Raw genomic sequence first — 21,418 nt, 5'->3', positions numbered from 1 at the left:
AGCGGCACCGCAAGAAGTGACGCAATGGAAAGACAGAGCGAAATTCCGCAGCTTCTCGGTGATCTTATCAGCCGCAACTCGACAAAGCTTACCGAAGCCGACACGCGCCTTCTCGACGTGATGATGCAGGATCCGATCCGCGCGGCGATGGAAAACGGCAAGGCCGTCTCCTTCCGCGCCGGAGTGCACCCGGCTTCAGCCGTGCGGCTGGCACGCCGCCTCGGCTTCAAAGGTTATCCTGAATTCCGCACCTTCCTGCAGGCGAACCTCATCGAAGGAGGCGGCGATTTCGAAAGTCCGGCCGCCCGCATGGCCGCCCGTCTCGTCCGGGCGGAAGACGGCGGCGTGCTTTCCTCCGTTCTCGATAGCGAGATTGCAGCCCTCCAGCAGGTGCGCAACGCCGTCTCCGACGCCGATGTCAGAGGTTTTTCGGAAGTGCTGCGCGATAGCCGCCGGGTCTTCGTCTTCGGGCGTGGCCATTCTGCCGCCCTCGCCTCGCTCATCGCGCTGAGGCTCAATCGCTCGGGTTATCCGGCAGTCGATCTCGCCAGCCAGATGCATCTGATCGCCGAAGCGCTCGCGACATTGGGACCTGGCGACGTCGTCTGGCTGCTCGCTTTCCGCAAGGCCTCGCCGCTCATCCATCAGATCAGAAAGATTGCCGCGGAAAGAGGCGCCAAGGTCTTGGCGCTGACCGATCTGCTCAGCGCCCGCATCGACCCCGCACCCGAGCGTCAGATCTCGGTTTCCCGCGGGGAAGCCGGCGAGTCCCAATCGCTCGTCGTTCCCATGACGATCGCCAACGCTGTCATTCTCGACCTCGCCGCCATCGATGACGGCCGCTCGCTGCGTGCGCTCAGTGGTTTCAAGGCGTTTCGCGCGGACTGCGGTCTATCGCCGGTGATCCTGTAGCAACGGAAATCTGCCCCGTGCCATCACCACGGTGATCACGAGAACTTATCCGGGAGACATTTCGGCCTCCCGGATAAATCTGTTCGAACCTCAAGCCGCCCGGGCGGCTTTGGCGGGGATCTCGACGTCGATTTCGAGGATCGAGACGTTCTCGCCACGATCAATCCTTATCTGCAGGCGATCGCCCTCGATCTCGACGTGTTTGGCGATAACGGCAAGGATCTCCTCCCTGAGAAGAGATACGAGATCCGAACCGGGAGACATGCGCTCGTGTGCCAGAAGCAGTTGCAGGCGTTCGCGCGCAACCGGCGCGGTTTTCCTCTTCTGAAAGAAATCGAATACGCTCATGCTGCCCTCCGTCCGAAGATCTTACCGAACAGACCCCGCTTCTCGCCTGGTACCGTCACCGGGAGAACTTCACCGTTGAGGCGACGGACAGCTTCGAAATAGGCCTTTGCCGGGGCGCTGTTCTGGTCTGCAAGCGTGACCGGAGCGCCGAGGTTGGAAGCGCGCAGCACATCCATGCTTTCCGGGATGATGCCGAGCAGCGGGATCGACAGGATCTCGAGCACGTCATCCACCTTCAGCATGTCGCCGCGTTCGGCGCGGGTGACATCGTAGCGGGTCAGAAGCAGATGCTTTTCGATACGCTCGCCGCGCTCAGCCTTTTCCGTCTTGGCATCCAGAAGACCGATGATGCGATCGGAATCACGCACCGAGGAAACTTCCGGATTGGTGACGACGACAGCAATATCGGCATGCCGCATCGCCAGCGTTGCGCCGCGTTCGATACCGGCTGGGCTATCGCAGATGACCCAGTCGAAATGTTTCTTCAGCTCGCCGATGACGCGCTCGACACCTTCTTCGGTGAGGCAGTCCTTGTCGCGGGTCTGGGATGCCGGCAGCAGGAATAGTGTCTCCAGCCGCTTGTCGCGGATCAGCGCCTGGGTGAGCTTCGCATCGCCCTGGATGACATTGATCATGTCATAGACGACCCGACGTTCGGCACCCATGACGAGATCGAGGTTGCGAAGACCGACGTCGAAGTCAACAACAACAACCTTCTCGTTCCTTTGTGCCAGCGCCGCCCCCAACGCTGCAGTCGAGGTTGTCTTGCCAACGCCACCTTTACCCGAGGTTACAACAATGACTTTTCCCATATCCCTCTCCTGTTTCAACCATTCACCCAGTTAAGTCAGTCGCGATGCCATGATCGCGTCGTTCTCGAGCCATAGCTGTGCAGCCTGACCGCGCAGCTCCGCCGGCAGATCGTCCGCCGTCTTGTAGATTCCGTCGATTGCCAGAAGCTCGGCCTCAAGCTTGCGGCAAAAGATTCGCGCCGCCGAATTGCCGATCGATCCGGCAAGTGCGCGTCCGCGAAGCGCGCCATAAACGTGGATCGAGCCACCAGCGATAACTTCAGCCCCCGAAGCGATGGATCCAATGACCGTTACATCCCCTTCGGGGAAGACGATCGACTGGCCGGAGCGTACCGGTTCGTGCAATACCAGCGACGACGGAGCAGCGCGCACAACCGGCGCAACAACTTCCCGCACCTCGGCCGGCTGCGCCTTACCTGGCTTCTGAGTCTCGGTCTGGGCATCAGCTGCGGGCATCTCCACGTCAGCAGCCGGGCGCCCACCAACCATGCCCGGCGGCATGCTGGCGTCGAGCTGCGACGGCCGTGCGCCTTCAATGCCCATCACCCTGACGCCACGCTCACCGAGAGCCGCAACCATTGCCTTGAGCGCGGCACGATCCAGTGAGAGCTCGCTCACATCCAGAACCACCGGCCTGCCAAGGAAAAACCCAGCGGAACGCGCGGCGAGATCGTCGAGGCGTACGAGCCAGTCCTCGAATGGCAGATCGGGCGTCAGCACGACCGCAAGAAACGATCTGCCTTTGATACGAATGGAGCGCGCTTCGGTTAACACGTTAGTAAACTTGGTTAATTTCGATTTAAAAGCTTTAGCTGCTTCATGGTTAACAAATCGTTAACGCAGGGCTAACGGGACCAAAAAATGGCTCTCTGAAGCGGCGGCGACCCATCCACAAATTTCGCACTTCCAGCCAATTCCAGTTCGGGCTTTTGCCTTGAAAACCAGGGCTCTCTTTGATTTCAAACGCGACAGGAAATCGGAAAGCTGTCGTTCGAATGAAACACCACACTCTTGCTAAAGTCGCATGTTCGCTCGCAGAATGACCAAGCCAGTATGATGGACTCACAATAAGAGCATACGGAAAAGGAATGACCAGCTTTTTGATCACAGGACCGGAGAAGGCCACCTTCACGATCCTCCTCGCGCATGGCGCGGGCGGAGCGATGGATTCCGCGTCGATGACGGATCTATCGAAAGCGCTCGCAGACGGCGGCTTCCGGGTAGCGCGATTCGAGTTCGCCTACATGGCGCAGCGTCGCCTGACCGGAGCGGTCAAGCCGCCGCCTCGCGCCGACCATCTCCTGGATGAATATCGCACGGCGATCGGCGAACTAAATGCTGGCAGACTCATCATCGGTGGCAAGTCGATGGGAGGCCGTGTTGCAAGCATGATCGCCGACGAGAGTTTTGCGGCGAAAAAGGTCCGGGGCCTGCTTTGCCTCGGATATCCGTTTCACCCGCCGGGAAAGCCGGACCAGCTCCGCACCGCACATCTGGAAAACCTGCGTACGCCCACACTGATTTGCCAGGGAACGCGTGATCCCTTCGGATCAAGGGAAGAGGTCGCATCCTATACGCTCTCAGATCAGATCGACCTGCTCTGGCTGGAAGATGGCGACCACGATCTCAAGCCGCGAAAGAAGATCTCCGGATATTCTGCTCGCGACCATATGCGGCGACTGTCCGAATATACGGCAGCCTGGGCAGAGCGGTTGTAGACAACAGATAAACACTCTCTTTACGCGATATTCCTGCTGATATCAACCGCTTCCTCAATATTTAAGCTTATTCAGTAAACATTTTTAAAAGATTTGCTTGATCGAATGCGCCCTCGCGCATCCGCGCAAAAATCAGTTCCTGAACAAAGCGGCTCCCAGCTGAACATGCCCTTTGTCATCCGACGGGAAATCAGTCATGGGCGCGATCGAAGGCAGGAAGATTGATGGCAATCTTTCCATCTATCTTGATCTGCTGCGGCTAGGCGCAGCCGTTGTCGTATTTCTCTCCCATGCGCATGTTTTCCTGCTCCCTACCATCAAGATCGGACCTCTTGGTTGGGGACGGGAAGCCGTCGCGGTTTTCTTTGTTCTCTCAGGATTTGTCATCAGCTATGTCGGGCGGGTGAGCGAAAAAGAGTGGCGCGTATACCTCGTCGCCCGTCTCGCTCGAATAATGCCTGTTGCTCTGCTGGCGATTGCGGTGATCTTCGTGGCCGACAGCATCGGAATGCACGCGAACGCCTTTTACTATGACTTCATCAATACCGGATTTTTCACTCCGGTATCAGTCGAAGCCGCGCTCGCCTATGTGACCTTCACCAATCAATTGTGGTTTGCGCACGCCGTTTTTGGCAGCGGCGAACCATACTGGTCGCTTGGCTTCGAAGTTCAGTATTACCTGTTCTTCGGCCTGTTCGCCTTTTCGCCGCGGCGCGCGAAAATACCATTGCTGTGCCTCTGGGCAGCTGTCGCCGGCCCGAAAATCCTGATGTATATGCCGCTGTGGCTCATGGGCTGGTTGACGATGAAGTGCGTCATCGAACGCCCGCCATTCCGGCGCCCCATCTCGATTGCGATGATCGTCGCATCGCTTTTGCTGTTCTTCAGCCTGAAATTTTTCGCCGATCGCTCCGCGACCAACATGTACGAGACCTGGTCACTGTCTCGGGAAGCAATCAATTTCGTATACTTCAATCTGATCGGCGTTGCCGTGGTCCTGCACCTCATCGGCACGGCATCGCTGCTTTACCAGGCTCCGGTACTGTTCGAGAAGACAGGCCCGGCGATCAGATGGCTGGCTGGCGGCAGCTTTACGCTCTATCTTGTCCACCAGCCACTCATCCTCATGTTTGCGGCCTTCCTGCATCCGGTGGAGCAGCACGTTCCAATGGCGGCCGCCCTGCTCGTCGTCTGCTTCATCCTTTGCTTCCTGTTGGCGGAAGTTGCCGAACGCCGAAAGAAGTTCTTCGCCTCACTCATCGTCAGCCTGCTCCCGGTGCTGTCGCGAACGGGTCAGAAAACTCCCGCCAATATTGCTTCCGAAACAGTCTCCTCAGGCGATAAGGCGCCGGCGACCTCGCAGCTCATTCGAGTTCTCGAGGAAATGCAAAACGCTCTCGATGGAGAAGAAAAAGTGGGCGCCAGTCATGATGCATCGTCTCGCGACCGCGTGTCGCGCGCCTGAGTGATCGGCTTGAGTGATCGATCTCCAACGTCTCTCTCGGATCTGGCTGATCTGATGCACTCGCAACGATTCTCTGATTCCCCTCAGTGAACGCTCGGGAGCTTCACCGCGGAGGCGAAATCTTCTGCCACCAGTTCGCTGATCGCGATCAATGTTTCCTCGATCGTAAAACCGGAGGCGACACTCGCATCGATCAGATCCTGCAGATCCGGTCCGATAGCCTCGCGGCAGTCGTCAAGCCGATCATCGGAAACCGTCAAACTACGCAACTCTTCCATGATGTCCCCTTCCAGAATAGAGGGCCAGAATAAAGCGCCGCCGGCATATTGCGGCGGCGCCGCTGCCATCAGCGTGTGGACGCGCGGCGTCTTGCGGCAGACCGAAGCCCTTCTCGCTGCATCTTCTTGCGGGCAGCCTTGCGCAGTCGGGCAATTGCCTGGGCTTTTTCGCGGACACGCCGCTCCGAGGGCTTCTCATAGGCCCGGCGTTCCTTCATTTCGCGAAACAGTCCTTCGCGTTGCATTTTCTTCTTCAAGGCGCGGAGAGCCTGTTCAACATTGTTGTCTCTGACAATGACCTGCATGTTTTCTCCTTGCGGATAGCGGTGTTAAGCCCGCTCGGCTGGCGATCCCTCGGCATTCGTTCTGCGCAAATGGCGCAATCGAAGGAAGCTTAGCTGAAACGATCAGAGGATCGCGCTTTGCCGCCGCGTTGCGTCAGTGTGGCTGCATCATGTGCTGAACGGCCAGCAGCCAATATCTGTAACGGTCTTGGCTGGAGCGCGGACACCTCTTCTGAAGGGCTACGCGTCACTCTCTGGGCCTTACCAAACCGATAGGGGTGATGGGAGGTAAATAAGAAAGGCATAACCGTATTGCAAGGCAGCCTGATCCGCCTCCAGCGGCCTGACGGGAACCTTCTGAAGCCCTGCACATTCCCTTTGCCGAGCGCGGGCCGTGTCAACCGTACGCGACGGGGATGGCGAGCATGGCGATTTTTCCGGTTTCTCGCCGTGGCAGACGAATGGCAAACGAGCGCCCAACCTGTCCGGCCCGCCTCACCCTTTGGAGGTCGATTGAAGATAGCTACCTATAATATTAACGGGATCATCGGCCGCCTTCCAATACTGCTGCAATGGCTGGAAGAGGATGCGCCTGATGTCGTCTGTCTTCAGGAACTGAAAACCTCTGACGATAAATTCCCGCGACGGGAAATCGAAGGCGCTGGATATCGTGCCGTCTGGCATGGCCAAAAGAGCTGGAATGGTGTGGCGATCCTTGCGAGAAGCGTTTTGCCGGTGCTGACACGCCGTGGCCTGCCGGGCGATCCGGACGACAGCCACAGCCGTTACATCGAGGCTGCCATAAACGGGATGTTGATCGGCTGCCTCTACCTTCCAAACGGCAACCCGGCGCCTGGTCCGAAATTCGACTACAAGCTGCGCTGGTTCCAGCGCCTGCATCGCTATGCCGGAGAGCTCTTGGACCTCAAAGTCCCGACCCTGCTCATCGGCGACTTCAACGTCATGCCAACAGACCTGGATGTCTATTCCCCGGAACGATGGCGCGATGACGCCTTGTTCAGACCCGAGGTCAGAAAGGCCTATGCCAGGCTGGTTCAACAGGGATGGACGGACGCGCTTCGCCATCTTCACCCGGATGAGCGGATCTACACCTTCTGGAAATACTGGAGAAACTCATTCGAACGGGATGCGGGACTGCGGATCGACCATGTTCTTCTCAGTCCCGACCTCGCTGGGTACCTTCGCTCTGCGAGCGTCCGGCGCAATCCGCGGAGCTGGAACCATACGAGCGATCATGCGCCCGTCATGATTGAGCTCGACCTGCCTTACACGACCGGCGGGAGGCGGTGAGTCCACAAGTATAGAGTGCTGGCGAAACCTCTTCGTCCGCACGATCCGGAAAGAGTTGACGGCGCATGCGATCAAGGGCCTCTGCTTCCTTGCGTGTTCTCGCAAGCAGATCGGTGGTGACATCGCCGTAGCGTGAGCCGTCCGCCGCAGCAACGCCGACAGTCCCGCCGCTCGACAGGAAATCGCAAAAAGAACGCACCGATCGAAGACGCGTGGTGATCTCGATATAGTAGCTATCGTGTCCGGCCATGCTCATCTCCTTTCGCTCTCAAAGGTTAACGCGCACTGCGTCAATATGATGGCGCTATTTGTGCCTTTCAGCGGGACCACACCGAAGGAACCGCGTCATTGGTTATCAGGCCCGCATAGGAAGTTATTCTCTTTTGGCAGGAACATTCACCCGCCATCCGCCTTTGTTCCCTCAAGGAGAATCGCCATGGCCAACGCTCGCACCACCTTCCATGAAGTCGTCTCGGAGATCGAGGCGCTCGCGACTTCTACTGCAGCAGATCATTCCGGTCGCTGGACGGTCGAATATCTGACCCGACGCGAGGTCTTCTATCAATTTTCGGGAAATCGCAGTCTCGCAGGTGAGGACGCAACCGGGCATCGGTTTGACGGTACACGCGATACGCTGACGGCCTTGCCCGCAAATCTGCTCATTCCCGCCATCGCCGACTTCGACAACAATACGGTCATGGCCTTCTATATCGGAGCAAGCACGTCGGTGACGACAATCGCCCGGGAGGCAGTCGATTGCTCTGTGCGGGCGCCGGAAGTGCTGCTGGTGGACATCACAATCGATGACGAAGATCTGCTGGCAGGCACAAGATCCCTGACAAGACTGGCCTTCGTCGGGCTCGATGCCCATGAAGGATGGTCGCCACTCGTTCCGTGTGCCGACATCCTGGCCATCAATGACATGATCCATCCGTTCTGGTGCCACGGCAGACAGGTGGCCCGAGGGGGCCTGTTGCAAATCAGGATCTGACGAGACGATGTCGTGCGAAATACGGCCTCACTTGCTGTCCATTGTCCTATTGTGAACGACCGCTGGGTCGTCACTCAATCAAATAACTCACCACGTCCAATCTGCCCTTGCTTCGCATCCACGCCGCTGATTGGCGGATCGTCGGCAGGGTCGGGGTCCCTGGTGTTTGCGTCTTTGAGAGACCGTGCTGCCTCAACGAATGCCACGGTCATCTCGTCCGTGCTCCAACCCGCAGCGTTGGCATCGGCGATAAGCGCCTCCAGGGCAACGCGGGCAGCATGGGTCGCATCCTGAAACCGGCGCGTGGTATCATTGCTTGTCGGGGCTGGAAAACTCATCTGCGTTCCTTTCGAGGGTTCGAACAAGATTCGTCCTTGGGGTGAACGCAGAGGACCGCAAATAGATGCGTCGATCATCTCTATGTACGACCGCCGAGCGAAAACTGTGTCGATCGCTGCTCTTCAATGAATGCTTATGTTCTTCGACAGGTGCCAGCGGAGTGAAGCCTTGAGTGAACAATGCCGGCAAGCCGGCAGTGAAGACCCGAAGGAGGGAGGGCTCGGAACCTATCCCCAGTACATCGGTTTATACACTGATCTCCATGCCCGAGAGAAGCGAAACCAGCGGAAAGGCCGAACGGAGGTTTCAATGCATCTGAACGAGGCAAAGGTGACGCATCGGCAGAAGGCCTGGCATGTCGATTTCTGCGGTGACGCCGGCGAGCAACTGACGGTGCGCCTTCCCGAGGCGGCAGCGCTGAACGAAGAAGACGCAATCGATCGTGCGAGGGAAATGATGGTGCAGCTGACACCCTTCGGCACCCGAGGCGGCAAGCCGAGCCTCAATCGCTACGACAGTTTGAGCAACGGCAATTTCGACGACGATCAATCGCCTTTCGGGGTGAAACATTAAGGGGGCTTTGGATGATCATACGATACGGGAGCTGCAATTGCGGCGAGGTGCGCTATCAGGTGGAGGGCGAACCCAAGCGCGTCGGGCTTTGCCATTGCACTGACTGCCGCCAGGAGAGTGGCGCAGCCTTTACCTATTACGCGATCTGGCCGACGTCCGCCTTCAAAACCACCGGGGAAACCGCAGTGCATCAAGGCCGCCGCTTCTGCCCGGCCTGCGGTTCGCGGATCTTTGCCTACGACGAAGAGGAGGCCGAGATCAAACTCGGGACACTGCAGGATGCGCCGACCGGCCTCAAGCCCACCTATGAGCTCTGGATCAAGCGACGAGAACCCTGGCTGCAGCCGGTCGAGGGTGCGGAACAATTCGTGGAGGATCGGATCTGACAGGCGTCCGATGGTTCGCGGCGGACAGCTGCGCACACCGAGCTTTGAGCTCAAAAGTCTGATCACACCCGGTAGAAGCGTGAAAGGGCGATAGGAATCGTCGCCATTCCCGAAGGAGGCAGCAACCGCAACCGCCTGACCACCAGGAATGTTATGGCAATGACCCCGGCGAGTTTCAGCCAGGCATAATTTCCAAGCTGCTCATGGGCGCTCGCATCCGCCCATTGGGCGCGTGCCGAGATGGCCGTCTTCGCCTGCTCGCGGACAAGAGCGAGGTGTCTGCGCAGCAACGTCAGATCCTCCTGCAATCTTGCGAGCTCGACGGTCTCCTGCTGCTCCACCGCGTGGTCGACCGGAGGCAACAGAACCTCTTCCGTTTCGGCGGTCTCTTCAATGTCGCCAAGATGTTCGTCAAGCTCGGCCTTCGTCTTGAATCCGCGCGTGCGTATATCCGTCATAAGCGCCTCCCATCCGGCGGGTCGATTGTCGCAAGATGAGAACGCGCTCAGCCGTCATAAGTTCGAAGCTCGCCGATACATCCAGCGTTACGCCTGGATCCGGACCAACAGCCAGTCGCGTGGGGCGGTCTCAATTGCCCATTTGAGAGTGAAATAAGCCCTCACAAGAACTTTCGAGCGTTGGCTAAGGCGACCAACGAAAGCTCGGCTTTAACAGGCATCCGCATCCATGGCGCTATTGCGCACCTGTCACATGGTTGAGTTCCGCCATCAAGGCGCGACCACTGGACCATGCAATGATGACATAGGCGAGGCCCCCAACCGCAACTCCGATAAACAAGTCCACCAAAGGCAGGTGCAGGCTACCGCCTGCCATATGGAGAGCCAGGCCGACGGCGCCGACCATGACACAGGCGCCCAGCCCGGCGGGCAGTATCCTACGCAACAAGGAGGGCCAACGGAACCCGGTGCCGCGCTGCAGGAAATAGAGAGACACTGAAGTCGTCAATGCCGCGGCCACGACCTGCGCAACCGCGATATTGACGAGGTCCGGTCGGATCCAGCCGGCGATTGCAAGGCAAGCGAGGCTTGTTGCCGTAAACAGCATGTTCAGCCGCGGCAGCAGGGCAACCCGGCCGATGATGCTGAGCACGGGCTCGTTGAGCATCTGGATGACAGCAATGCCGCGCGCAGCCGCCAGCAGGATGAGGACTGGGGCGGCCGCGAGCCACTGCACCCCGAGCAGCACGCTGACGAGTTGTTCGGATATGACGGCAAGGCCCATGAAGACGGGAAGAGCGGCAAAAGCGGTGGCCGCCATGATCAATCCCATGAGCCGGCTGAGGCCTTCCGCCCCGCTGCCCGTCGCGCTTTGTTGGCGGGAGAAATAGCTCCATGCCAGCATCCGCACGGGTTCGGAAATCAGCTCGGTGACGGCGCCGACGATGCGGCTTGCCATTCTATAGAGGCCGACCTCCGTCGCGCCGATGAAGAACACGATCAGGAACTCCGCGCCGTAACTTTGCGCAAATTGCATAAGGCGCGATGCCAGGAGCCGGGTGGAATAGGCAAGCGCCTCGCGGGCAGTGGTGAGCTGGAATTCGAAGCGCGGAAGCCAGCGCGCAAAGCCCGTGGACATCAGGAGTGCGACAAGCACGACGCAACAGCGTCCTGCCGCAAGCGCGACGATGCCCCAGCCGAGCAATAACCCTCCGGTCGTTACGAGAAGGCCCGAAAATTCCGAGGCCGCCTGATAGAAGGCAAGTTCGCGCAGGCGTCGCCTCCTGACCAATACGCCGCTCTGACAGATAATGAAGGTGCCGGGCACGATGGTCGCCATCAGCAGCAGGAGAGTGAAGAAGATCGACCCGGTCGGCGCCAGCCAGACGAGGGAAACAGCAAGCCCAATGAATCCGAGAATGGTGAAGGCGAACCCGCTTGCAAGCGCGCAATAGAGAACCGTCCCGGGCAGTTCCCTATCGTGCGGTGCAGCAATCAAATATTCGCTCCATCCGGCTTCAGCAATCTTCGATTGCAGCAAAACGGTCGAGGAGACCATCGCAAAGACGCCAACCTCGGCCGGTGAGAGGACGCGGGCTGCGACCAGCAACGTACCGATACCGCAGAGCTGGCTGACCAGACGAGCGCCCGAAACCCATAGCGCATCCCGTGATGTAGAGACGCTACGCGGCTCCTGGCCTTGCTCTGCGCCGGGTAGTGATGCCGTACTAGATGTGCCCATGGTCACATGTTCTTTTGAGTTTATCTGGAGTTTATATTGGCATTATTGCGCGTACCGCATGTGTTACCAAAGTAACAACTTTGGTGTATATTCGATATTGACGATCTATACTCACTTCTGCATAGTCAAGATGAAATTACAATCCTGCATATGAAGATTGGTCGGCACATGCATGGATTTAATCCGCCCTTTGTGACGACACAAAATCGTTTGTTGGCCGATTGGGCCGGAGGGACATAATGATGATGATACTCGCACATCGTGGGTGGTGGCTTGCACCCCATGAGCGGAACACTTTAGGCGCATTCGACAAGGCATTCGCCGCCGGACACGGCGTTGAACTGGATGTTCGCGATCTGAATGGCGAACTGGTAATTTCACACGATCCTGCCACAACCGGGGCATTGTCCTTCGCGCACGTTCTTGAGTGCTATGCAGCAAATGGCGCCCCGGGACGACTGGCCATCAATATCAAGGCGGACGGCCTCTGCCCTGCCCTGCTGCCGATGCTGGAACAATATGAGGTGACGAAACGCTCCTTCGTTTTCGACGCGTCGGTTCCCGATCTCAGGCCCTATCTCGATAGCAATATCCCGGTTTTCACCCGCTACAGTGAGGTCGAGCTCTACCCGTCCTTCTACGAACGCTGTGAGGGCGTATGGGTGGATTCTTTCACCGAGAAGCCGGCCTCGATCGAACGCGCGATCGATGATCTGAGGCGCGGCAAATATGTCGCGATGGTCTCGCCGGAACTGCACAAGCGCCCGCATGAAGCGGTCTGGGCCGCCTGGTCTGGCGCATTGCGACAGGCTGCAAAGAGTGGTCTTCCGCTCGAGCGGCTGATGATCTGTACCGATCTGCCCGATGCAGCCGAGCAGAGCTTTGCCTGGATGGTTGAGGAGGAAGTCACATGATCCGTGCTGTTTTGTTCGATATGGATGGCGTGCTGATCGATGCCAAGGAATGGCATTATGAGGCGCTGAACCGGGCGCTCGATCTTTTCGGCATGCCGATCGACCGCCAGGCGCATCTGACTACGTTCGATGGCCTGCCAACCCGCCGCAAGCTGGAGATCCTCTCCCGTACCAATGGCCTGCCGAAGGGGCTCAACGAGCTGATCCACGAGTTGAAGCAGGACTATACGATGGAGCTGATCTACACCCGCTGCAAGCCGGTGTTTGCCCATCAATACGCGCTCAGCCGTCTCAAGCACGATGGCTACAAGATCGCCGTCTGCTCGAACTCGATCCGTGTCACCATCGAGTCCATGATGCGGCGCGCCGGATTGATAGAATATATCGACCTCATCGTGTCCAATGAGGATGTCACCCGCGCCAAGCCGGATCCGGAAATGTATGTGACGACGATGGAGCGCTTCGGTCTTAGACCGGATGAATGCCTGATCCTCGAGGACAATGAATACGGCCTGAAGGCCGCGCGCGACAGCGGCGCTTACGTCATGCAGATCGGAACACCGGCCGACGTTGTCTACGGCCGGATCGTGTCGGAGATCAAGCGTGTATCGGAGGTGATGGCATGATCGTCCTGTTCCCCACTACGGGCACAAGCCCGCATTTCAGCCCGGAAGACTATGCCTATCCGCGCCCGCTTATCGAAGTGGCCGGAAAGCCGATGATCCTATGGGCCATCGAAAACATGAAGTCGCTCGGCAGCGACGCGCATTTCCTCTTCCTCGTCGACCAGCAGGATGCCGTCAAATATTCCTACGAGCGGATCTTTGACCTCAGCACCAACGGCCGTTCCGAGGTAGTCATGCTGAAAGGCGCGACCGCCGGTGCGCTCTGCACCTGCCTGATGGCGGTCGACAAGATTGACCCCACCGAGCCGCTGGTGATTGCCAACAGCGACCAGATCATCGACACCCGGCTTGCATCCGTGATTGCGGAATTCGAGGCAGCCAAGGCGGATGCCGGCGTCATCACTTTCGAGACGATCCACCCGCGCTGGTCCTATGTGACGCTCGGCGACGACGGTTTCGTCAACCGCACGTCCGAGAAGGATGTGATCAGCAACAAGGCGATCGCCGGGTTCTATTATTTCCGCGAGGCCCAGATTTTCTTCAAGGCCGCGACTGCCGCCTTGAGGCACGGGGTGACGGTGGATGACCGCTACTATGTCAGCTCGTCGCTAAACGAGGTGATCCTGGATGGCGGCCGCGTCGTTTCCGCAAGCGTTCCCGCGGACCGCTACCACAGCTTCTACAACCCGAAAATGATCGAGAATTTCGAGGTCAACGGGGTCCGCCGCCTATCCTCCGCACAGGCCCAGCGACCCGTGCAACTGGTGGTGCCGGCCGCCGGCCGGGGCAGCCGCTTCGCCAAGGTCGGGTTCACCCGCCCGAAGCCCTTCATCGACGTGCTTGGGCGGCCGATGATCCAGCATGTGCTCGAAAACACGCTGCCGCCGGGTGGACAACCAACGGTCCTGCTGCTGCGCGAACATCTGGACAGCCAGGCGGATGCGGTGGCCGAACTTCGCTCGCAGGGCGTCGGGGTCGTTTCGGTCGATCAACTCACCGAAGGCACCGCCTGCACCGTTCTGCTGGCGCGCCAGCATCTCGATGAGGAAGCTCCCCTTCTCATCGCCAATTCCGACCAGGTGGTGGACATGCGTATCGTCGATTTCATCGATGACTGTATGTCGCGCGATCTCGACGGATCGATCCTCGTGTTTCGCGACCCGAAGCGCGACCCGAAATGGTCTTTCGCCGAAACCGATGCGGCAGGATTCGTACTCAGGGTTGCCGAAAAGCAGCCGATCTCCGAACTGGCAACAGTCGGTATCTACTTCTTCCGCCGCGCCGGCGATTTCATGAAGGGCGCGCTCGACATGATGGTGCACAACGATCGCACCAACAACGAGTTCTATGTCTGCCCGGCCTATAATTACGCCATCCGTAACGGTGCACGCATCGGCGTTTACGAGATCGATGTCAGGAACATGCACGGGCTTGGTACGCCCGAGGATCTGGCCGAATATCTGCAGGGCCGTGAGCCTGCCTATGCATGACGTCGGAACCAGGCCGGAAGCGATGGCGCCGCTGAACATTATCATTCCCATGGCCGGGAATGATTTTGAGCGGCCTGACGGCTCGGTGAAGGCGGAAATGCCGGTTGGAAAGACGACATTGCTCAGCGCCACGCTGGAGGCGCGTCCCTGGTGGAGCAGCGCGGCTGTGCCTGTTTTCGTGCTGCGGGACAGGCCTGCATCACGGCGCTACGCTCGGGAAACATTGCTGGCACGCTATCCGGCAGCGCGGATCGTCTGGCTGTCCGAAATGAGCGGTGGCGCTGCCTGGAGCGCTGCGGCCGGTGTGGCACTCGTCGCTTTTCCGGATGCGCCCGTTGTCGTTGATCTCTGCGATATCATGTTCGACTGCGATGCGGATATTGCCGCAATCTTTGCAACCGAACCCAATCTCGGCGGTCTGGCACTCACATTTGCCTCCCACCATCCGCAATACAGCTATATCAGGCTTGGAAATGATGGCCGGATGCTGGAAGCAAGGGAAAAGGTCGTCATCTCCGAGAATGCATCGGCAGGCGTCTATGCCTTCCGCAATGTCGCCGTTTTTCATCTGGCTCTGGCCCACAGCCTGCAGAACCGGGCGCGCCTCTCGCATAACGGCCTGCTCTTTGTCTGCCCGATGCTGAACGGCGTGGTCGCACACGGCTTCGATGTCCGGACGCTGCCGGCGCGTGACGTGTTCGATGTCAAGATCGCAGACGTTACCCTTGCCGGCTAGCGTCTAGGATAGGGGAAAATACCGGTGCCGTTCCACTTCGACGGGGACGGGCGGAGCCTTGCTAACGATCCCCTCGACACGCGTTCGCGGGATCAGGGGACCTAGTAAACGGGAGTTCATCATGACAGCCGCGACATCGAGCAAATTACCCTCTCTCGCCATTATCATACCCTGCTACAACAATGTTGAGACACTTGCGGAGGCGCTGGACAGCGCTCTGGCACAGGATTATCCGAACTTCGAGGTCCATATCTGCGACAACGGCTCCACGGACGGCAGTCGGGAAATGATCGCATCCTACTCATCTCCATTGCTGAAGCCGGCCCTGCATCGAGACACCGTGCCGCGCACGGACAACTGGAATCGCGCCTATACAGCCGGCGCGAATGCCGATTACCTCGTCACCCTGCATGCTGACGACCGTCTCGCTCCCGGGGCGTTACGCGCCATCGGGCGCGCGGCAATGCGCCACCCTGTCCTGATCCATGGTCGTTTCCGGCAGATCACCTATGAGGGTGATCCCATTCCCGGACACCGCTTCGGGTGGAGCTACAGCAACAGCGGCGACGCCTTTCGGGAACTGCTGCTGCTCAACAATATGGTCGCGATGCCGGGTGCAACGATCCGCACGGATGTCTTCTTCAAGGCCGGCCGCTGGGACCCGGCCTGGCAATATCTGCAGGATATGGAGCTTTGGTGGCGCTGCGGCGAACTCGGAGAAGTGGCGTTTGTCGCCGACATGCTTGGCGACCACAGGGCCTACAAGCATCCGCAGGCACTGCACCGGCATGCCGAAGAACATCTCCGCTGGGCGACGCGCAGACTTCGCAACGCTCCGACCCGCCGGCTGCGGCAAGCCGCTGCCGATGGGCTGAACGCCTATCTCACACGGCTCGAGGCGGAAGTGGATGCCTTGCCGGACGTGGCCGCCAGTCTGGTAGAGCCCGTAAGGGCGGCCAGGGCGGCACTCGCGAAGGCGCCAGGAACGCGCGTCGATGCCCTACGCCGGCAAAGGCTGCTGCGCATGCGGGCTGCCTCCCTCTCGGCCATCGCTAAGTTCTTTGGAAGACTTTCGCCCTGGCAAGCCTTATCGCGTTGATGGTTGAAAGCATCAGTCCAATCCAGATCGACGTGAGCCATACCGAAGGCAAGCAAAAGGCCCCCGCCAATATGACGGCGAGGCGTGTAATTGCGACGCCCGACATAAGAGACACAGCCGTAGGCGTGCGTATGATAAGCTTGGAGCATTTTTCCTCCTTCGGTTTCGAGGCGGCCTCCTTGACCGCTGCCAAACCAACGACCGCAATCCTCGCTGTTCCTGATTTCGGACCTCAGTCGGAGTCGCTTCGGACTTTGGTCCAATAACGCGCGGACTGAAGTCCCAGATCCGGAACGCACTGTCTCTCCGCCCGTTCGGCCCTCCGTCGAAAGAGGAGTTCAGTCATGGACGACAGGAACGAAATCCCGGGAATTTCCAGCGCGTGGAACGCATCCCTGCTGGCACTCGTCATCTTTCTTGCCGTCATGCTCTATGTCTTCGGCACGGCCATGTTGGGCGACACCGATCAGTTGACCGCCAGCGTTTCTGGCGCCGATGTCATCCAGGCCAGGTGAACTGGAAAAGTCCAGCCAATGCGATAGTTTGCACGGATCGTCGTAAATCAGGTTGGAAATGAACTGGCTCATACGGTGGAATGCCCGCTCCCTTGCCTCCCAATTCTTCATCATGGGAGGGTTTGTTTCCCTTGGCGCAATGTTCGTCATCGGGCTTATTGTCACCCATCTCATCGAGGATGCCGTTATCCACAATTCCGGGGCTGCGACAGCGCTCTACGTCGATAGCGTCGTCGCACCCCTGCTTCCCGACATGCAGACGGAATCGCTGCTCGACGAGGGAAGCGCCCAGGCGCTCGACGAAACGCTCGGACAGGGCGCACTCGGCCGCCGTCTCGTGTCGTTCAAGCTGTGGCGCCGGGATGGCACGATTCTCTACTCCAATGAAAAGGAACTGGTGGGAAAGACATTTCCTGTCAATGACAAGCTCGCTCAGGCATTTGCGGGCTCGCTGGTCGCACGTTACGAAGTCGCAAGCGACCCCGAAAGCGCCGAGGAGCGCAGTCTCGGCAGGGCGCTCATGGAAATTTACAATCCTGTTTTGCAGCCTTGGTCGGGAGAGGCTGTGGCCGTGCTTGAATTCTATGAGACGGCAGAAGGGCTGGAAGACAGCCTTGCACAGGCACGGCTCTGGAGCTGGCTGGCCGTGGCCGGCCTGACCGCGATTTTCTTCCTCGCTCTCTCCATTCTCGTCTTTCGCGGCAGTCATACGATCGAGGTGCAGCGCGAAGCGCTAAAGGCCAGGGTAGACGAACTCTCCGCGCTTCTCACCGAAAATCGCGGTCTGCAACGCAGGCTTCAATTGTCCTCCAGGCGCGCCGCGGCCTTGAACGAAACCTATTTGCGCGGCATCGGCGCCGATCTGCATGACGGTCCTGCACAGCACATCGCCTATGCCTCGTTGCGTCTCGACAGCAACCTGCTGGTCGATGCCGCTGTCCAGCCGGAGACGCGCGAAAAGGAACTCGCCTGGATCCGTTCGAGTCTTGCCGAGGCGATGAAGGAGATTCGCGACATCTGCAAGGGGCTGGTCCTGCCGCAAATCGAGAGGGCTTCGATTACGGATATCGTAAAACGCGTTGTCGAAGCCCACCAGGAGAAGACCGGCACCACTGTCGATACAACAATTGACGAGGATGATCCGGAGCTTGCCCCCGCTCTCAAAATTTGTATCTACCGCTTTGTTCAGGAGGCGCTCAACAATGCCTATCGCCATGGCGGCGGCGTGGAGCAAGCCGTCAGGGCAACATCACACGACGGCGGCGTCCGCATCGAAGTCAGTGACCGAGGCGAGGGTTTTGACCCGACGCAGGTGAGGCCGGCGAGCCTCGGCCTTGCGGGGCTCAAAGAACGGATCGATAGTCTTGGCGGAGAATTCGACATAAGAACCGGCGAAGGCGGAACGACTGTCATCATGACCTTCGCGCCTATGGAAGTGGAGGAATAGGATGACGTCCATCAAAATCGGCGTCGTAGACGACCATCCCCTGTTCCGCGAGGGGGTGACCCGCAGCCTCTCCGAGGTCAGCGATTTTGTCGTCGTCGGAGAAGGAGCCAACACATCTGATGCAGCAATGATCGCCGCCGACACCCGTCCGGACGTGCTGCTTCTCGATGTGTCGATGCCCGGCGACGGGCTCTCGGTGATCGACGAGATCCTTTCCATAAGCCCAGAGACCAAAATCCTCATGCTCACTGCCTCAGAGGAAGTCGATACGCTCGTCGAAGCGCTGCAACGTGGAGCAAAAGGTTACATTCTCAAGGGTGTTGGTTCCCGCGGTCTGGCGGAAGCGATCCGCACCGTTTTCAAGGGAGCCCGCTACGTCTCACCGGCAATGTCGGCCAAAGTGATGGAATATTCATTGAGCGGGCAGGCATCGGACAGGGACGCGCTTACTCCTCGGGAACGCGAGGTGATGGATCTCGTTGCGCAGGGCCTTTCAAACAAGCATATCGGCCTGCGTCTCGATCTACAGGAGAAAACGGTAAAGCATCATATGACCCAGATCCTGACAAAGCTCGGCGTCACGAACAGGACGGAAGCTGCCTTGCGGTGGCGCGAAAAACGCTAGCGCAGAAGACGTGTGAGCCGCGTGCTGTCAGCCGATGTCGCCCGCCTGTTGATGATCGTGCGGCCTTTCGAGTCCTTCATGATGTAACGTCCCGCACGAAGGGTCTCGGTTATTCCATTCGTATGCCGGACATCGATCGAGCCGTCAGTATCTTCGGTCGCCCGTTCTCCTGATGTTGAGGGCGCGTTGTTCGTACTGCCGGCTCCGTTCGAGCTGGATCGGCTGCTCCCGCTACTGTTGCCGCTGCCGCCCGAATTACCGTTTCCATTCCCCCCGCCATTGCCGTTGCCATTTCCACCGCCGTTGCCGCCTCCATTTCCCCCGCTGTTACCGTTTCCATTCCCTCCACCATTGCCGCCATTGCCGTTTCCATTCCCCCCGCTATTACCGTTTTCGTTCTTTGCGAAGGCTGCCTGGCTGGCGAGCGAGGGAAACGAACCCGCCACATCGACCTTCAACGGCGCAACGGCAAGAATACTCGCGCCGCAGCCCTTCAGGAAATTGCGCTTAGAGATCGCCATCGTCACTTGCCTTGTCGTTCTTCCCCAGTGTCTGCTGCAAAAGCAGGAAGCACGAGATTGACCGCTTGTTCCGAAATTGCAAGACGGTCGGACATAGGTGCCAGGCGGCCTGGGACTTTGGTCCGGGATCACAAGAACGGTCGCCCCTCGGGGACACAACCTTCTCACAGCAAGAAAAATGGCTCGCTCAGATAATGGGAGAAACGCACTGACGTCTTGGCCCGCTGAACGGCTGATAGGTATTGTCCAAAGCGCGGTAGGAATTATAGCGGGCGGCGCACCATGATATATGCGGGTTGGGGCTTGTATCCGCCGCCGGTAGTCCGACGGAAAGCTCTCTGTCTTCGATCACGCAGGGCTTCCGGGGGCCGCCGTCAAAAGGCTGGTATGTATTGTCAGCCACATTATAGGACCGGTAGCGTTGTTGGCAGAGGCTGAGATGATGGCCGTCGGCCATCCACTCCTGCTTCGGCTGCTCAATCGCCCCCGTCACGGTTGCGTCGGGTGGTGCAATGGCCGATACGCCAACCAGATTGGCTGGCGTTGAAGACGAAGCGTCGGCAGCAGCCTGAAGGGGCGGAAGGCGCTCGTAATCTTGTGTTCGGGGATCAACGCGTGTCGGTGTCGTCGTCCAAAGCGGCGCATCGAGATTGGCGAAATGATGTGGTTCCGGTTCGTGGAACCCATAGGATGCAAATCCGAGACCGCCGGCCAGAACGGTCCCGACCACTGCCAGACAGATGGATGGTGCAGCAAGCGACCTCATGACGCGATCTTCCGTTCCCGATACAGATAGAAATTAGGAATGCCGGGCTTCGGTTCCGCGGATAGGTCGAAAATCGCGTCTTTTGATGCTTATTTTGCTGGTGCAAGGGAGCGGACTCTCGAAGATAGGAATTTATTGCCATTGCCCCGATTTTGACGGATAGCTGTTCTATCGGGTGATCCGGTTGATCGCAGCAGATTCCCGGCAGAAAGAGGAAGCATGTCGCAGAGAGCGGGCAGCGCCGACCTCCCCCTTCACGGAGGGCGCGTGCCGCCATGGCTGGGTAACCGCATGACCACGCTTGGCGCGTTGATTGCCGAGGCAATCGTCCACCATTACGGGCGTGACGAGTTTCTGCGCCGGCTTGCCCATCCCTTCTGGTTCCAGTCCTTCGGCGCCGTCATGGGCATGGACTGGCATTCCTCCGGCATCACGACCAGCGTGCTCGGCGCGCTGAAGCGTGGGCTGAAGCCGCTTTCGAAAGAACTCGGCCTGCATGTCTGCGGCGGGCGCGGCGCGCAATCGCGCAAGACGCCGGACGAACTGATGGCGATCGGCGACCGCACCGGGCTGGACGGCGCCGGCCTGGCCAAGACAAGCCGCCTGGTCGCCAAGGTGGACAGTGCAGCCGTGCAGGATGGTTTCGATCTCTATCTCCACGGCTTCATCGTCGCTGATGATGGCCATTGGGTGATCGTCCAGCAAGGCATGAACGGCGACAAGCGTCAGGCGCGGCGCTACCACTGGTTCTCGGAAGGATTGGAAAGCTTCGTCAATTCTCCGCATGCCGCCATCGAAGGCCGCTCGCAGGGCGAGATCATCAATCTGGCCGACCGGCGCGCGGAAAAATCCCGCCACGATCAGCTCGATCTTCTCGCAACGCTTGGGCCGGACCGCATTGTCCGCGAGGCGGCAGCCCTTGCCCTGGCCGCCGATCCTGCGCCCGCGCCGGAGCCAGCCGAACAGCTGATGCTGCCGCATCTCATCATGCCCGCCCATCACGATGTGCGCGAAAGCGACGTCAATATGCGGCGTCTGCACGGCAACCTTGCGGCAGCTGCCG

The 21,418-nt window shown here is 59.1% G+C and carries 27 protein-coding genes; 16 read left to right on the top strand and 11 right to left on the bottom strand.

Features of this window, described 5'->3' with window-relative positions; all coding sequences use genetic code 11:
* Nucleotides 1-24 precede the first annotated feature (24 nt).
* Nucleotides 25-912, top strand: coding sequence for a MurR/RpiR family transcriptional regulator (locus tag PMI11_RS25940; protein WP_007823243.1), 888 nt, complete (start codon nt 25-27; stop codon nt 910-912).
* A gap of 90 nt (nt 913-1,002) precedes the next feature.
* Here PMI11_RS25940 and minE read toward each other — a convergent pair whose 3' ends face one another.
* From minE to minC, 3 genes are read right to left on the bottom strand one after another with little or no spacing between them, the layout of a single operon-like run.
* A complete protein-coding gene (gene minE, locus PMI11_RS25935) occupies nt 1,003-1,260 on the bottom strand; it encodes a cell division topological specificity factor MinE (protein ID WP_007823242.1) in 258 nt (85 codons plus the stop codon).
* Complete coding sequence (minD, locus tag PMI11_RS25930; RefSeq protein ID WP_007823240.1) at nt 1,257-2,072, bottom strand: septum site-determining protein MinD; 816 nt, start codon at nt 2,070-2,072, stop codon at nt 1,257-1,259. Before minD ends, minE begins: the two co-directional genes overlap by 4 nt.
* 30 nt (nt 2,073-2,102) lie before the next feature.
* Nucleotides 2,103-2,846 carry a septum site-determining protein MinC gene (gene minC, locus PMI11_RS25925; RefSeq protein WP_007823238.1) on the bottom strand — a complete coding sequence of 248 codons (744 nt, stop codon included), beginning with the start codon at nt 2,844-2,846 and terminating at the stop codon, nt 2,103-2,105.
* 314 nt (nt 2,847-3,160) lie between these two features.
* Here minC and PMI11_RS25920 point away from each other — a divergent pair, with 314 nt between their 5' ends.
* Both PMI11_RS25920 and PMI11_RS25915 read left to right on the top strand, forming a co-directional pair.
* A complete protein-coding gene (locus PMI11_RS25920) occupies nt 3,161-3,790 on the top strand; it encodes an alpha/beta hydrolase family protein (RefSeq protein WP_007823236.1) in 630 nt (209 codons plus the stop codon).
* A 196-nt stretch (nt 3,791-3,986) separates the two neighbouring features.
* The gene (locus tag PMI11_RS25915; RefSeq protein ID WP_007823234.1) at nt 3,987-5,255 is read left to right on the top strand and encodes an acyltransferase family protein; all 1,269 of its coding nucleotides are present in this window, start codon (nt 3,987-3,989) and stop codon (nt 5,253-5,255) included.
* An 83-nt stretch (nt 5,256-5,338) separates the two neighbouring features.
* Here PMI11_RS25915 and PMI11_RS25910 read toward each other — a convergent pair whose 3' ends face one another.
* Both PMI11_RS25910 and rpsU read right to left on the bottom strand, forming a co-directional pair.
* On the bottom strand, nt 5,339-5,533 hold the full coding sequence (locus PMI11_RS25910) for a hypothetical protein (RefSeq protein ID WP_037072226.1): 195 nt from the start codon (nt 5,531-5,533) through the stop codon (nt 5,339-5,341).
* Nucleotides 5,534-5,601: 68 nt separating this feature from the next.
* Nucleotides 5,602-5,838, bottom strand: a complete 237-nt coding sequence (rpsU, locus tag PMI11_RS25905) for a 30S ribosomal protein S21 (RefSeq protein WP_007823230.1) — start codon at nt 5,836-5,838, stop codon at nt 5,602-5,604.
* Between the two features lie 492 nt (nt 5,839-6,330).
* On the opposite strand from rpsU, the gene xth reads away from it, so the two are divergent.
* Nucleotides 6,331-7,128 (top strand): exodeoxyribonuclease III, encoded by a 798-nt coding sequence (gene xth, locus PMI11_RS25900; RefSeq protein ID WP_007823225.1) that lies wholly within the window; start codon nt 6,331-6,333, stop codon nt 7,126-7,128.
* Here xth and PMI11_RS36775 read toward each other — a convergent pair.
* Nucleotides 7,082-7,378 carry a hypothetical protein gene (locus tag PMI11_RS36775; RefSeq protein WP_007823223.1) on the bottom strand — a complete coding sequence of 99 codons (297 nt, stop codon included), beginning with the start codon at nt 7,376-7,378 and terminating at the stop codon, nt 7,082-7,084. The genes xth and PMI11_RS36775 overlap by 47 nt on opposite strands.
* Nucleotides 7,379-7,564: 186 nt before the next feature.
* Here PMI11_RS36775 and PMI11_RS25895 point away from each other — a divergent pair, with 186 nt between their 5' ends.
* Entirely contained in the window at nt 7,565-8,119 is a 555-nt protein-coding gene (locus tag PMI11_RS25895; RefSeq protein WP_007823222.1) for a hypothetical protein, read from the top strand.
* Nucleotides 8,120-8,193: 74 nt separating this feature from the next.
* Here PMI11_RS25895 and PMI11_RS25890 read toward each other — a convergent pair whose 3' ends face one another.
* Nucleotides 8,194-8,457 carry a hypothetical protein gene (locus PMI11_RS25890; protein ID WP_007823221.1) on the bottom strand — a complete coding sequence of 88 codons (264 nt, stop codon included), beginning with the start codon at nt 8,455-8,457 and terminating at the stop codon, nt 8,194-8,196.
* A gap of 310 nt (nt 8,458-8,767) precedes the next feature.
* Here PMI11_RS25890 and PMI11_RS25885 point away from each other — a divergent pair, with 310 nt between their 5' ends.
* Entirely contained in the window at nt 8,768-9,031 is a 264-nt protein-coding gene (locus PMI11_RS25885) for a hypothetical protein (RefSeq protein ID WP_007823220.1), read from the top strand.
* Nucleotides 9,032-9,042: 11 nt separating this feature from the next.
* Nucleotides 9,043-9,417 (top strand): GFA family protein, encoded by a 375-nt coding sequence (locus tag PMI11_RS25880; RefSeq protein WP_007823219.1) that lies wholly within the window; start codon nt 9,043-9,045, stop codon nt 9,415-9,417.
* 62 nt (nt 9,418-9,479) lie between these two features.
* On the opposite strand, the gene PMI11_RS25875 is transcribed toward PMI11_RS25880, so the two are convergent.
* Nucleotides 9,480-9,875: a hypothetical protein gene (locus PMI11_RS25875; RefSeq protein WP_007823218.1), complete on the bottom strand. Its 396-nt coding sequence runs from the start codon at nt 9,873-9,875 to the stop codon at nt 9,480-9,482.
* A gap of 235 nt (nt 9,876-10,110) precedes the next feature.
* Nucleotides 10,111-11,616: an oligosaccharide flippase family protein gene (locus PMI11_RS25870; protein ID WP_007823217.1), complete on the bottom strand. Its 1,506-nt coding sequence runs from the start codon at nt 11,614-11,616 to the stop codon at nt 10,111-10,113.
* A gap of 239 nt (nt 11,617-11,855) precedes the next feature.
* Here PMI11_RS25870 and PMI11_RS25865 point away from each other — a divergent pair, with 239 nt between their 5' ends.
* From PMI11_RS25865 to PMI11_RS25825, 8 genes are all read left to right on the top strand, one after another.
* Complete coding sequence (locus PMI11_RS25865; RefSeq protein ID WP_007823216.1) at nt 11,856-12,530, top strand: hypothetical protein; 675 nt, start codon at nt 11,856-11,858, stop codon at nt 12,528-12,530.
* Nucleotides 12,527-13,156, top strand: a complete 630-nt coding sequence (locus PMI11_RS25860; RefSeq protein WP_007823215.1) for an HAD family hydrolase — start codon at nt 12,527-12,529, stop codon at nt 13,154-13,156. The genes PMI11_RS25865 and PMI11_RS25860 overlap by 4 nt, the downstream gene beginning before the upstream one ends.
* The gene (locus PMI11_RS25855; protein WP_007823214.1) at nt 13,153-14,646 is read left to right on the top strand and encodes a glycosyltransferase family 2 protein; all 1,494 of its coding nucleotides are present in this window, start codon (nt 13,153-13,155) and stop codon (nt 14,644-14,646) included. The genes PMI11_RS25860 and PMI11_RS25855 overlap by 4 nt, the downstream gene beginning before the upstream one ends.
* A complete protein-coding gene (locus tag PMI11_RS25850) occupies nt 14,639-15,382 on the top strand; it encodes a hypothetical protein (protein WP_007823213.1) in 744 nt (247 codons plus the stop codon). Before PMI11_RS25855 ends, PMI11_RS25850 begins: the two co-directional genes overlap by 8 nt.
* A gap of 121 nt (nt 15,383-15,503) precedes the next feature.
* Nucleotides 15,504-16,481: a glycosyltransferase gene (locus PMI11_RS25845; protein WP_007823212.1), complete on the top strand. Its 978-nt coding sequence runs from the start codon at nt 15,504-15,506 to the stop codon at nt 16,479-16,481.
* A gap of 344 nt (nt 16,482-16,825) precedes the next feature.
* A complete protein-coding gene (locus tag PMI11_RS37775) occupies nt 16,826-16,996 on the top strand; it encodes a hypothetical protein (RefSeq protein ID WP_007823209.1) in 171 nt (56 codons plus the stop codon).
* Nucleotides 16,997-17,054: 58 nt separating this feature from the next.
* Complete coding sequence (locus tag PMI11_RS25830; protein ID WP_007823206.1) at nt 17,055-18,443, top strand: sensor histidine kinase; 1,389 nt, start codon at nt 17,055-17,057, stop codon at nt 18,441-18,443.
* A 1-nt stretch (nt 18,444) separates the two neighbouring features.
* Entirely contained in the window at nt 18,445-19,068 is a 624-nt protein-coding gene (locus PMI11_RS25825; protein WP_007823204.1) for a response regulator, read from the top strand.
* Here the strand turns inward: PMI11_RS25825 and PMI11_RS25820 are convergent.
* Both PMI11_RS25820 and PMI11_RS25815 read right to left on the bottom strand, forming a co-directional pair.
* Complete coding sequence (locus tag PMI11_RS25820) at nt 19,065-19,589, bottom strand: hypothetical protein (protein ID WP_007823203.1); 525 nt, start codon at nt 19,587-19,589, stop codon at nt 19,065-19,067. The genes PMI11_RS25825 and PMI11_RS25820 overlap by 4 nt on opposite strands.
* Nucleotides 19,590-19,776: 187 nt before the next feature.
* On the bottom strand, nt 19,777-20,355 hold the full coding sequence (locus PMI11_RS25815) for a BA14K family protein (RefSeq protein WP_007823202.1): 579 nt from the start codon (nt 20,353-20,355) through the stop codon (nt 19,777-19,779).
* 219 nt (nt 20,356-20,574) lie between these two features.
* On the opposite strand from PMI11_RS25815, the gene PMI11_RS25810 reads away from it, so the two are divergent.
* On the top strand, nt 20,575-21,418 hold an 844-nt coding region (locus PMI11_RS25810; protein WP_007823201.1), incomplete at its 3' end, for a DUF763 domain-containing protein.

Origin of the sequence: Rhizobium sp. CF142, assembly GCF_000281145.1 — a bacterium.
Classification (GTDB): domain Bacteria; phylum Pseudomonadota; class Alphaproteobacteria; order Rhizobiales; family Rhizobiaceae; genus Rhizobium.
Note: the sequence above shows the minus strand (reverse complement) of the source record. Positions and strands in the feature narration are given on the sequence as shown.

Coding starts and splice junctions, on each gene's coding strand:
- PMI11_RS25830 (WP_007823206.1), top strand. CDS start 17,055: ATGAACTGGCTCATACGGTGGAATGCCCGCTCCCTTGCCTCCCAATTC.
- PMI11_RS25850 (WP_007823213.1), top strand. CDS start 14,639: ATGCATGACGTCGGAACCAGGCCGGAAGCGATGGCGCCGCTGAACATT.
- rpsU (WP_007823230.1), bottom strand. CDS start 5,838: ATGCAGGTCATTGTCAGAGACAACAATGTTGAACAGGCTCTCCGCGCC.
- PMI11_RS25920 (WP_007823236.1), top strand. CDS start 3,161: ATGACCAGCTTTTTGATCACAGGACCGGAGAAGGCCACCTTCACGATC.
- PMI11_RS25825 (WP_007823204.1), top strand. CDS start 18,445: ATGACGTCCATCAAAATCGGCGTCGTAGACGACCATCCCCTGTTCCGC.
- minE (WP_007823242.1), bottom strand. CDS start 1,260: ATGAGCGTATTCGATTTCTTTCAGAAGAGGAAAACCGCGCCGGTTGCG.
- PMI11_RS36775 (WP_007823223.1), bottom strand. CDS start 7,378: ATGGCCGGACACGATAGCTACTATATCGAGATCACCACGCGTCTTCGA.
- PMI11_RS25865 (WP_007823216.1), top strand. CDS start 11,856: ATGATGATGATACTCGCACATCGTGGGTGGTGGCTTGCACCCCATGAG.
- PMI11_RS25910 (WP_037072226.1), bottom strand. CDS start 5,533: ATGGAAGAGTTGCGTAGTTTGACGGTTTCCGATGATCGGCTTGACGAC.
- PMI11_RS25855 (WP_007823214.1), top strand. CDS start 13,153: ATGATCGTCCTGTTCCCCACTACGGGCACAAGCCCGCATTTCAGCCCG.
- PMI11_RS25845 (WP_007823212.1), top strand. CDS start 15,504: ATGACAGCCGCGACATCGAGCAAATTACCCTCTCTCGCCATTATCATA.
- minD (WP_007823240.1), bottom strand. CDS start 2,072: ATGGGAAAAGTCATTGTTGTAACCTCGGGTAAAGGTGGCGTTGGCAAG.
- PMI11_RS25915 (WP_007823234.1), top strand. CDS start 3,987: ATGGGCGCGATCGAAGGCAGGAAGATTGATGGCAATCTTTCCATCTAT.
- PMI11_RS25880 (WP_007823219.1), top strand. CDS start 9,043: ATGATCATACGATACGGGAGCTGCAATTGCGGCGAGGTGCGCTATCAG.
- PMI11_RS25890 (WP_007823221.1), bottom strand. CDS start 8,457: ATGAGTTTTCCAGCCCCGACAAGCAATGATACCACGCGCCGGTTTCAG.
- PMI11_RS25820 (WP_007823203.1), bottom strand. CDS start 19,589: ATGGCGATCTCTAAGCGCAATTTCCTGAAGGGCTGCGGCGCGAGTATT.
- PMI11_RS25875 (WP_007823218.1), bottom strand. CDS start 9,875: ATGACGGATATACGCACGCGCGGATTCAAGACGAAGGCCGAGCTTGAC.
- PMI11_RS25815 (WP_007823202.1), bottom strand. CDS start 20,355: ATGAGGTCGCTTGCTGCACCATCCATCTGTCTGGCAGTGGTCGGGACC.
- PMI11_RS37775 (WP_007823209.1), top strand. CDS start 16,826: ATGGACGACAGGAACGAAATCCCGGGAATTTCCAGCGCGTGGAACGCA.
- PMI11_RS25895 (WP_007823222.1), top strand. CDS start 7,565: ATGGCCAACGCTCGCACCACCTTCCATGAAGTCGTCTCGGAGATCGAG.
- PMI11_RS25860 (WP_007823215.1), top strand. CDS start 12,527: ATGATCCGTGCTGTTTTGTTCGATATGGATGGCGTGCTGATCGATGCC.
- PMI11_RS25885 (WP_007823220.1), top strand. CDS start 8,768: ATGCATCTGAACGAGGCAAAGGTGACGCATCGGCAGAAGGCCTGGCAT.
- PMI11_RS25870 (WP_007823217.1), bottom strand. CDS start 11,616: ATGGGCACATCTAGTACGGCATCACTACCCGGCGCAGAGCAAGGCCAG.
- PMI11_RS25940 (WP_007823243.1), top strand. CDS start 25: ATGGAAAGACAGAGCGAAATTCCGCAGCTTCTCGGTGATCTTATCAGC.